The organism is Cupriavidus gilardii (assembly GCF_017598945.1).
In the GTDB taxonomy this organism is placed as follows: Bacteria; Pseudomonadota; Gammaproteobacteria; order Burkholderiales; family Burkholderiaceae; genus Cupriavidus; species Cupriavidus gilardii_E.
Genome location: NZ_JAGFTW010000036.1, coordinates 337,709 through 347,784, shown reverse-complemented (window position 1 = coordinate 347,784; position 10,076 = coordinate 337,709). Strand labels below are relative to the sequence as shown.

Annotated in this window: 8 protein-coding genes and 1 rRNA gene; 7 read left to right on the top strand and 2 right to left on the bottom strand. The window is 66.8% G+C overall.

Going from position 1 to position 10,076, the window contains the following annotated elements:
* Together rrf and J5T34_RS13455 are read left to right on the top strand one after the other, a co-directional pair.
* A 5S ribosomal RNA gene (rrf, locus tag J5T34_RS13460) occupies positions 1-103 on the top strand; the annotation flags it as partial.
* Between the two features lie 280 nt (positions 104-383).
* On the top strand, positions 384-1,334 hold the full coding sequence (locus tag J5T34_RS13455; RefSeq protein ID WP_244258881.1) for a DUF3047 domain-containing protein: 951 nt from the start codon (positions 384-386) through the stop codon (positions 1,332-1,334).
* A gap of 87 nt (positions 1,335-1,421) precedes the next feature.
* Here J5T34_RS13455 and J5T34_RS13450 read toward each other — a convergent pair whose 3' ends face one another.
* Both J5T34_RS13450 and J5T34_RS13445 read right to left on the bottom strand, forming a co-directional pair.
* Positions 1,422-2,471: a DUF2891 domain-containing protein gene (locus J5T34_RS13450; RefSeq protein WP_208580168.1), complete on the bottom strand. Its 1,050-nt coding sequence runs from the start codon at positions 2,469-2,471 to the stop codon at positions 1,422-1,424.
* A 47-nt stretch (positions 2,472-2,518) separates the two neighbouring features.
* The gene (locus J5T34_RS13445; protein ID WP_208580167.1) at positions 2,519-3,712 is read right to left on the bottom strand and encodes a M20 aminoacylase family protein; all 1,194 of its coding nucleotides are present in this window, start codon (positions 3,710-3,712) and stop codon (positions 2,519-2,521) included.
* 416 nt (positions 3,713-4,128) lie between these two features.
* Here J5T34_RS13445 and J5T34_RS13440 point away from each other — a divergent pair, with 416 nt between their 5' ends.
* The 5 genes from J5T34_RS13440 (at position 4,129) to J5T34_RS13420 (ending at position 10,067) form a co-directional block, all read left to right on the top strand.
* Positions 4,129-5,718, top strand: coding sequence for an ABC transporter substrate-binding protein (locus J5T34_RS13440; RefSeq protein ID WP_208580166.1), 1,590 nt, complete (start codon positions 4,129-4,131; stop codon positions 5,716-5,718).
* A 275-nt stretch (positions 5,719-5,993) separates the two neighbouring features.
* Complete coding sequence (locus tag J5T34_RS13435; RefSeq protein ID WP_208580165.1) at positions 5,994-6,971, top strand: ABC transporter permease; 978 nt, start codon at positions 5,994-5,996, stop codon at positions 6,969-6,971.
* A gap of 4 nt (positions 6,972-6,975) precedes the next feature.
* Positions 6,976-7,977 (top strand): ABC transporter permease, encoded by a 1,002-nt coding sequence (locus tag J5T34_RS13430; protein ID WP_244258880.1) that lies wholly within the window; start codon positions 6,976-6,978, stop codon positions 7,975-7,977.
* Between the two features lie 27 nt (positions 7,978-8,004).
* Complete coding sequence (locus J5T34_RS13425; protein WP_208580164.1) at positions 8,005-9,006, top strand: ABC transporter ATP-binding protein; 1,002 nt, start codon at positions 8,005-8,007, stop codon at positions 9,004-9,006.
* Between the two features lie 5 nt (positions 9,007-9,011).
* The gene (locus tag J5T34_RS13420; protein WP_432207668.1) at positions 9,012-10,067 is read left to right on the top strand and encodes an ABC transporter ATP-binding protein; all 1,056 of its coding nucleotides are present in this window, start codon (positions 9,012-9,014) and stop codon (positions 10,065-10,067) included.
* The last annotated feature ends 9 nt before the right edge of the window (positions 10,068-10,076 follow it).

The window sequence follows — 10,076 nt, the reverse complement described above, 5'->3', positions numbered from 1 at the left end:
TAGCAAGTCGGAACCACCCCTTCCCATCCCGAACAGGACCGTGAAACGACTTCGCGCCGATGATAGTGCGGACTACCCGTGTGAAAGTAGGTCATCGCCAGGCTCTCCTTTGAAAACGCCCCAGATCCCTCAAGGTCTGGGGCGTTTTGCTTTGCGGCGCCGAAAAAGAAGGCGGCGCCGACAGATCCGCCCGCAGACGGAATACAACAGATCGCCCGCCCGGGTGAAGTCACCGGTTCACGGTCCGGAAGGGCTCTGTTATGGTGTCGCTCGGCCTTGCACTGCCTCGTTTCGGGGCATGGCATCGCCATCGTCACGCAATCAAGCCCGAGCCCAAGCGCGCCGGGCGGTCGGGAAGTTCGGGGGAAGGTATGGCCGCAAACATGGCCGGGATCAATGGCGCAGGCCCACGCAGGCCGATGTTTGCAGGTGCTGTGTTGGCGGCCGCCGCTGCGTTGAGCGGATGCGCAACGTCGCCTTCCTCGTCGCCCGACGTCGCGGCCGGTACCTCGACCGCGGCGAAGGTGGCCAGAATCTCGCCGCTCGATTGCCGCAAGTTCCATCAACGGCTGGCTGCTTCCACTGCCAAAACGCTGCGCACGGAGGCATTGCACCGCTCCGGCGAGCCGGCTGCGTTCCAGAAAGTTGGCGACGAAAGCGAGCACGAAATCAGCGAGCCGGTTCCGTTGCAGCAACTTCCGCTATTTTCGACGTTCGGCCCCGAGCAAGCGCTGCCGCTAGGCTGGCATAGCTGGACCGTCAACCGCAACAAGATCCCGACCCAATATGCGTTGACCGAAGTGGACCAGCGCGTCGTGCTGCATGCCCGGGCCGACGGCTCCGCCTCTGGCCTCTACGTTCCGCTCAAGCCGCGGGAGCCCGGCAAGTTGCGCTGGGCGTGGAAGACCCGCGATGTCATCGCCGAGGGCGACAACGCCAGCGGACCGCGCGAGGACGCGCCACTGAGGGTGTTCGTCGCGTTCGACGGCGACAAGAGCACGCTGCCGCTGAAGGACCATCTGATGGACGAGATGGCGCGGCTGATGACCGGCCGGGAGATGCCCTATGCGACCTTGATGTACATCTGGGGGGCGAAGCGTCCGGAAGGCACGGTGATTCCGAACCCGCACACCGAACGCGTCCGCATGATCGTGGTGGACTCGGGCACCCGCCACGCGAAGCAATGGCGCTGCCATGAGCGGGACCTGCGGGCCGACTATCGCGCTGCGTTTGGCAAGGAGCCGGGGCGGCTGCTCGCCGTCGGCATCATGACCGACACCGACAATACCAAGAGCCAGGCGGAAGCCTGGTACGGCGACATCGCGCTCGACTAAGGTGGCCGCGCCCTCGCACGCCCCCTGCCGATCGAAGCGGGCCGGCGGCGAGCGCAAGCCCATGCGTGGCGAGCGCGGACGGCGAAGTCAGGAGACGACGGGATCCGTCAATGCCAGCGCCGCGAACGACGCCAACCAGTGCGTCCCGACATAGTCCCCGCTGACGGCCTGTGCCAGAGACGCGTCCAGGTGATCGACCCACGCGGCCGCGGCCTTCGCCCGCAGCGGCTCCGGCAGCGACGGTCCCAGCAGTCGCCAGCACCAGGCGCGCGACAGATTCAGCCCGTCCAGATGCACCAGCTTCGGGTCGGTACGATCGCCGACCGTCACCGGCGTCAGCCAGGTCGCCAGATCGATCGGCGCGGGCGCAAACATTTCCCACCATTCGGCGAACGCGCAGTCGTCCAGCACACGGCGCATCGCCACCGCCTCCATCAGCCCGCCTGACAGAAACTCGTCGCCGCCCGGCTCATAGCGGGCGGGGTAGCGCTGGTCGTGGCCGAACCAGCGGTGCGCCTGCCGCGCGATCGCCCGGCGCAGCGCCGGATGGCTGTCGGCGCGGGCATAGCCGTCCGCCAGCACCAGCGCGAACGCGCTATTGGCATGCGTGCCGGTGCGGATCGGGAAGTCGGCGATATCGAGATAGTCGGTCAGCCGTCCGGCCAGATAGGTCGCCAGCGGTTCGCAGGCGCGCGCCCAGCGCTGTACCTGTTCGTCGGCGCCAGGGAACTGCCGCAGCTCGGCCTGCAGACGCAGAATCCAGGCCCAGCCGTAGGGGCGCTCGAACGTGGCCGAGCCCGGCCGCTGAAAATACGCCAGCTCGGCTTCGACCGCTTCGGGCCGCCACTGGATATCGAGCGTCGCGCGGATCGCGCCCGCTTCCGGCAGGTCGGGCCGCTTGGCCAGCAGCCGGACCAGCAGCCAGTGCATATGCACGCTCGAGTGCCAGTCATAGCTGCCGAAATAGACCGGATGCACCGCGCGCGGTTCGGCCAAATCCCCCGCGCCCATCATCATGTGGTCGACCCGGTAGGGATAGGGCCGCAGGATGTTTTCGAGCGCGACCTGTGCGAACGCGCTGGCGGTCGCGATATCGAGCGCGGGCAGCGCCGGCCGCGTCGCTGCGTTGTCTGCCATGCCGCCAGGGTCCGTCCCGCTCACGCCATTCACGCGATTCCCGCCATTCACGCCGGCGTCAGCCATTTCTCGACCAGCTTGACGAAGAAGGTCGAGCCGACCGGCAGGATCTCGTCGTTGAAGTCGTAACTGGGGTTGTGCAGCATGCAGGGCCCGATGCCGTGGCCGGCTTCGCGATGCCCGCCCTCGCCGTTGCCGATGAACAGATAGCAGCCCGGCCGCTCGAGCAGCATGAAGGAAAAGTCCTCGGCGCCCATGGTCGGTTCGATATTCGGGTCGACGTTGTCGGCCCCGACCAGTTCGCGCGCGACCTCGACCGCGAAGGCCGCTTCGGCGGCGCTGTTGACCGTCGGCGGGTAGTTGCGCTCGAAGCTGAATTCGATCGTGCAATCGAAAGCTGAGGCGACGGCGCGCGCTACCTCGTTCATGCGGCGCTCGATCAGGTCGAGCACCGGCAGCGTAAACGTGCGCACGGTGCCGCCGATCCACGCCTCGTTGGGCACGATATTGGTGGCGTCGCCGGCGTGGAACTGCGTGACCGAGATCACCGCCGCGTCGATCGGCCGCTTGTTGCGCGTGATGATGCCCTGCAGCGCGCCGACGATCTGCGCCGCGGTGAAGACCGGATCGTTGCCGTTATGCGGCATCGCCGCATGCGCGCCCTTGCCGCGCACGACGATGCGGAACTCGTTGCTCGAGGCCATCAGCGGGCCGGGGCAGGTGCCGAACGACCCGGCCGGCATGCCGGGCCAGTTGTGCATGCCGAACACCGCATCACAAGGGAAGCGCTCGAACAGCCCGTCGCGGATCATCTCGCGCGCGCCGCCGCCGCCTTCTTCGGCCGGCTGGAAGATCAGGTGGACGGTGCCGTCGAAGTTGCGGTGCTTGGCCAGATAACGGGCCGCGCCGAGCAGCATCGCGGTATGTCCATCGTGGCCGCACGCGTGCATCTTGCCGTCGTGCTGCGAGCGGTGACCGAAGGTATTGGCCTCCTGCAGCGGCAGCGCGTCCATGTCGGCGCGCAGGCCGATGCTGCGCGCGCTGCTGCCGTTGCGGATCACGCCGACCAGGCCCGTCTTGCCCAGGCCGCGGTGAACCTCGATGCCCCAGTCGGTCAGCGTGCGCGCGACCACATCGGCGGTGCGCTGCTCCTCGAATCGCAGTTCCGGATGAGCGTGGATATCGCGGCGGATCGAACGGATCTCGTCTTGCGCCTGGAGGATTTCGGGGATCAGTGTCATGGCCGTGGCAAGAGCGGTAAGCGGTAATGGAATCAGGGGGAAAACCCGCGGAAAACCGGGTTCGGATAATCGGGAAACCGCAGGGGAAACCCAGGGTGAAACATCAGGATCATACGATGCCCGGCCCGAATGCGCCAAAACCCGCACGGCGCGAGGCGGTCCCGCGATGTCGTCCAATATGCCGCCCAATATACCGGCCAAAATGCCGGCCCGATTGGACACGGCCGCCGCCGGAGGTGGGTTTCCCCGCATTGCCGCCGGTGCTTCTCTACTGGAACAGTTAATGCTTGCCGTACCGCGTCCGAGAGCCGGGCCCCGCTTGTGTCACGACGCCTGCACCAATTTGCGGCGTCGCAGCTTGCGACGGTCACAGGCCGCTCGTTATAGTTGCCCCCACTTTTCGGGAGAATCGCTCGATGCCGCCTCGCCACCACCAGAAGGCATTTGCAACCGTCCTGCTCGCCGCAGCCATCAGCTTCGGCGCCGGCGGTCAGGCACTGGCAGCCGATTTCAAGCTGGCCATGAGCTCGCCGCCCACCTCGATGGACCCGCACTTCTACAACCTGTTCTCGAACATCAACGTGTCGGAGCACATCTTCGACAGCCTGATCAAGATGGACGCGGACAGCCGCATCATTCCGGGCCTGGCCGAGTCGTGGAAGCTGGTCAACGAGACCACCTGGGAGTTCAAGATCCGCAAGGGGGTCAAGTTCCATGACGGCTCGCCGCTGACCGCCGAGGACATCCTGTGGTCGCTGGACCGGCCGGCGACGATCCAGAACAGCCCCGGCAAGTTCGACGTCTACACCAAGGCCATCGTCGCCAAGAAAGTCATCGATCCGAACACGATCCAGCTGATCACCGCGCAGCCCTATCCGCTGGTGCTGAACGACCTGACCTCGATCTTCATCGTGCAGAAGAAGGCCACGCAGGGCCTGAACTCCGACGATTTCGCCCAAGGCAAGGGCATGATCGGCACCGGCCCGTTCAAGTTCGTCAGCTACGCGCGCGACGACCGGGTCGAGCTGACGCGCAACCCCGACTACTGGGGCCCGAAGCCCGCCTGGGACAAGGTGACGCTGCGCTTTATCCCGAATCCGGCCACGCGCCTGGCCGCGCTGCTGTCGGGCGACGTGCAGGCGATCGAGAACGTGCCGACGCCGGACCTGCCGCAGGTACGCAAGAACCCGAAGCTGTCGTTCTTCTCGAAGATCTCGCACCGCGTGATCTACCTGTATTTCGATGCCAAACGCGACAAGTCGCCGTACGTCACCACCAGGGACGGCCAGCCGATGGACAAGAACCCGCTGAAGGATGCGCGCGTGCGCAACGCCATCAGCATGGCCATCAATCGCCAGGGCATCAAGGACAGGCTGATGGAAGGGCTGTCCGAGCCGACCAACAATCTGGTGCCGGCGACGCTGTTCGGACATAACCCGAACCTGAAGACGGTCAAGTACGACCCCGAAGGCGCCAAGAAGCTGCTGGCCGACGCAGGCTATCCGAACGGCTTCGGCGTGACGCTCCATACGCCGAACAACCGCTACGTCAACGACGAGAAGATCGCGCAGACCATCGCGCAGAATCTGACGCGGATCGGCATCGCCACGCGGGTCGAAGGCATGCCGATGGCCACGTACTCGTCCAAGGGCATCAAGCACGAGTGGTCGTTCGGCCTGCTCGGCTGGGGTGCGCAGACCGGCGAGGTCAGCTCGCCGCTGCGCGCGCTGCTGGCGTGCGAGGATGCCAAGAAGGGCTTCGGCACCACCAACTGGGGCGAGTACTGCAATCCGAAGATGGACGAGGTACTCGAGAAGGCGCTGCGGACCGTCGACGACGGCGAGCGCTCGAAGCTGCTGCAGGAGGCGACCGCGATCGCGATCAACGACGGCGGCATCATTCCGATCCATCAGCAGGTGACCACGTGGGCCACGCAGAAGGGCATCACCTACGTGCCGCGGACCGACGAACGGACCTACGCGCACAACTTCAAGCCGCAGCAGTAACGGCGGCAGGGCTGCCGCAGGCCGTTGACTTGACAGCCCCGGCGCGCGCGGTGCCCAATGGCGCCGCGCGCCCATCCCGGAGCGCCGCGCGCAGCCGGCCCTGCCGTGCGCGCGGACCCGGCCATGTGCCGATCGCCACGAAAACAGCCGCTCGATTGAAGATCGCGCGGCGATAGCCGTCAGCCGGTGCCGCGTCCCGCCGCACGCCTTCGCGCATTCGTCGCGGGGGCCAAGGCAGTGCGCGGCGCCGGCGGCGAAGGAAAAGCGTCCCGACTATGCTGGTCTTTATCATCCGGCGCCTGATGCAGAGCGTGGTCGTGCTCTTCGTCATGTCGCTGCTGGTCTTTCTCGGTGTCTTCGCCATCGGCAATCCGGTGGACATCCTGATCAATCCGCAGGCCGATCAGGAGGACATCAAGCGCACCATCGCCGCGCTGGGCCTGGACAAGCCCCTGTGGGAGCAGTATTGGATCTTTCTGACCAATGCGCTGCAGGGCAATCTGGGCGTCTCGTTCGCGCACGGCACGCCGGCGCTGAAGCTGATCTTCGAGCGGATGCCGGCGACGATGGAACTGGCGATCACGGCAATTTTGCTGGCGATCGTGCTCGGCATCCCGCTCGGCCTGTGGGCCGGCCTGCGGCCCAACGGCATCGCCGGCAAGTCGATCATGACGGTGTCGATCCTCGGCTTCTCGTTGCCGACCTTCTGGGTCGGCCTGATGCTGATCATGGTGTTCGCGGTGCAGCTGGGCTGGCTGCCGTCCAACGGCCGCGGCCAGACCGTGTCGGTGCTGGGCATCCCGGTCAGCTTCCTGACCGTCGACGGCATCCGCCACCTGGTGCTGCCGGCCGTCACGCTGTCGCTGCTCAATATCGCGATGGTGATCCGGCTGACGCGCGCCGGCACGCAGGAGGCGATGCTGCAGGACTACGTCAAGTTCGCGCGCGCCAAGGGCCTGTCGAATACGCGCATCGTCGGCGTGCACGTGCTGAAGAACATCCTGATCCCGATCGTCACCGTGATCGCGCTGCAATTCGGCTCGATCATCGCCTTCGCCATCGTCACCGAGACGATCTTCGCCTGGCCCGGCATGGGCAAGCTGATCATCGATTCGATCCAGCTGCTGGACCGGCCCGTGATCGTGGCCTACCTGATGGTGATCGTGACGCTGTTCATCCTGATCAACCTGGCGGTCGACATCATCTACAGCGTGCTCGATCCGCGCGTGCGCATCGCCGACAACAAGGGCTGATCCCATGACCATCGCTACGCAACCGGGCACGCCGGACGGGCTGCCGGTTCCCACCTCCGAAATCCCCGCCGGTCCCGCGGGTACCCCGACCGGCACCCCGACCGGCACCCCGACGCCGTCAGCAGCGGCCGTCGATACGCCGTGGCGTCGTTTTGCCCGGCAGTTCTTCTCCAGCAAGATCGCCGTGGCCGGCCTGGCCGTGCTGATCGCGATCGTGCTGATCGCGATCTTCGCGCCGTGGCTGGCGCCGCAGAATCCCTACGACCTGGCGACGCTGGACGTGCTCGACGCGCGGCTCGCCCCGGGCGAGGTGGCCGGCAACGGCATGACCTTCCTGCTCGGCTCGGACGAGCAGGGCCGCGACATCCTGTCGGCCGTGATGTACGGCCTGCGCATCAGCATCGGCGTCGGCGTGGTCAGCACGGTGATCGCGCTGGTGCTGGGTGCCACGCTCGGTCTGATCGCCGGCTTCGTCGGCGGACGCATCGAGGCGCTGATCATGCGCGTCGCCGACCTGCAGCTGTCGTTCCCGCCGATCCTGCTGGCGCTGATCCTGCTGGCCTTCCTGCGGCCGGGCATCGGCAATATCGTGATCGCGCTGGTCGCGGTGCAGTGGGCCTACTACGCGCGCACGACGCGCAGCGCGGCGCTGGTCGAGCGGCGCAAGGAATATATCGAGGCGGCCACGTGCCTCGGCCTGCCGGCGCGGCGCATCATGTTCCGCCACCTGCTGCCGAACTGCCTGCCGCCGCTGATCGTGATCGCGGCGCTGCAGGTGGCCTCGGCGATCACGCTGGAGGCGACGCTGTCCTTCCTCGGCCTGGGCGTGCCGATCACCGAGCCGTCGCTCGGTTCGCTGATCTCGAACGGGCAGCAGTACATGCTGTCCGGCAAGTACTGGATCAGCTTCTTCCCCGGCATTGCGCTGGTGGTGACCATCGTCGCGATGAACCTGGTCGCGGACCAGCTGCGCGACGTCCTGAACCCGCGCCTGCAGACGCTGTAACAGACGACGCCACAAGGGGAATACCGGATGAGCGGCAAACCAACACTGCTGGTCGAGGACCTGGAAACGCATTTCTTCACGCGCGGCGGCGTCGCGCGTGCGGTCGATCGCGTGTCGTTCTCGATCGGCCGCGGCGAGATCATGGGCCTGGTCGGCGAGTCCGGCTCGGGCAAGTCGATGACGGGCTATTCGATCATGGGACTGATCGACCCGCCGGGGCAGGTGGTCGGCGGGCGCATCGAGCTGACCAGCCGCGACGGCGTCACGCGGGACCTGCGCAGGCTGACGCCGGCGCAAATGCGCAACGTGCGAGGCAACCGCATCGCGATGATCTTCCAGGATCCGATGATGACGTTGAACCCGGTGCTGCGCATCGATACGCAGATGATCGAGGCGGTGCTCGCGCACGAGAAGGTCGACAAGGCGGTGGCGCGCGAGCGCGCACGCAATGCGCTGGCGCGGGTCGGCATTCCGTCGCCGGACGAGCGGCTGCAGGCCTATCCGCACCAGTTCTCCGGCGGCATGCGCCAGCGCGTGGCGATCGCCATCGCGCTGCTGAACAAGCCCGACCTGATCATCGCCGACGAGCCGACCACCGCGCTCGACGTGACGATTCAGGGCCAGATCCTCTACGAGATGCAGAAGCTGTGCCGCGAGTCCGGCACCGCGCTGATCTGGATCACGCACGACCTGTCGGTGATCGCGGGGCTGGCCGACAGCGTCTGCGTGATGTACGCCGGCAGGATCGTCGAGGCCGGCGACGTGCGCCAGGTGCTCGAGCGTCCCGAACATCCCTACACGCACGGGCTGATCGGCTCGGCGCCGTCGCGCAATCCGCGCGGCACGCCGCTGCGGCAGATTCCAGGCATGACGCCGTCGCTGCTGAACCTGCCCGGCGGCTGCGCCTTCCGCGAGCGCTGTCCGTGCGCCACCGAGATCTGCCGCACCGAGCCGCCGCTGAGCAGCACGCCCGACGGACGGCGGCTGCGCTGCTTCCATCCGGTGCTCGAAACCCAGGAGGCCGCATGACCGAGATGTCCGTGATCGACGCACCGTCCGCGCGCCCTGCGGGATCTGCCGCCGCGTCGCCGGCGGAAACGCCGCTGCTCGAACTGCGCGGCGTGTCCAAGCGCTTCGTCAAGTCGCTCGACGCCGCCGCCCGCATCGCCAATCTGTTCGGCGCGCATGCGAAGGAGGAGGTCGTGCATGCGGTCGACCATGTCGACCTGGCCATCCGCACCGGCGAGGTGGTCGGCCTGGTCGGCGAATCCGGCTGCGGCAAGTCGACGCTGGGCCGGATGGCAGTCGGTTTGCATACGCTGACCGAAGGCACGCGTCTGTGGAAGGGCGTCGATCTGGAGCAGTTGCCGGCGGAAAAGAAGCGCGAGAAGCAGCTGGCGATCCAGATGATCTTCCAGGACCCGTACGCGTCGCTGAACCCGCGGCTGCGTGTGCTCGATATCGTCGGCGAGGCGCCGGTGGTGCACGGCATCGTGCCGGCTTCCGGCCAGAAGGCCTATGTCGAGGAGATGCTGAGACGGGTCGGCATGGATCCGACCGTGCTGCGGCGCTTTCCGCACCAGTTCTCGGGCGGTCAGCGCGCGCGCATCGGCATCGCGCGGGCGCTGGCGGTCCAGCCGGAATTCCTGGTCTGCGACGAATCGGTGGCGGCGCTCGACGTGTCGATCCAGGCCCAGGTGCTGAACCTGTTCATCCGGCTGCGCGAGGAGCTGAACCTCACCTATCTGTTCATCAGCCACGATCTCGGTGTGGTCAAGCACATCAGCGACCGGGTGGTGATCATGTATCTGGGCCGCGTGGTCGAGTCGGCGCCGACCGAGCAGGTGTTCGCCGCGCCCAATCACCCGTACACGCAGGCGCTGCTGGCCGAGGCGCCGAAGCTGGAGGTCGGCAAGAAGACCTATGTGGCGATCCAGGGCGAGATCCCGTCGCCGCTGCATCCGCCCTCGGGCTGCCACTTCCATCCGCGCTGCCCGTATGCGATGCCGCGCTGCCGGGAGGAGGCGCCCGCGCTGAAGGAGATCGCCCCGCTGCGGATGTCGGCCTGCCATCTGAACGACCAGCGCTGAACGACCAGC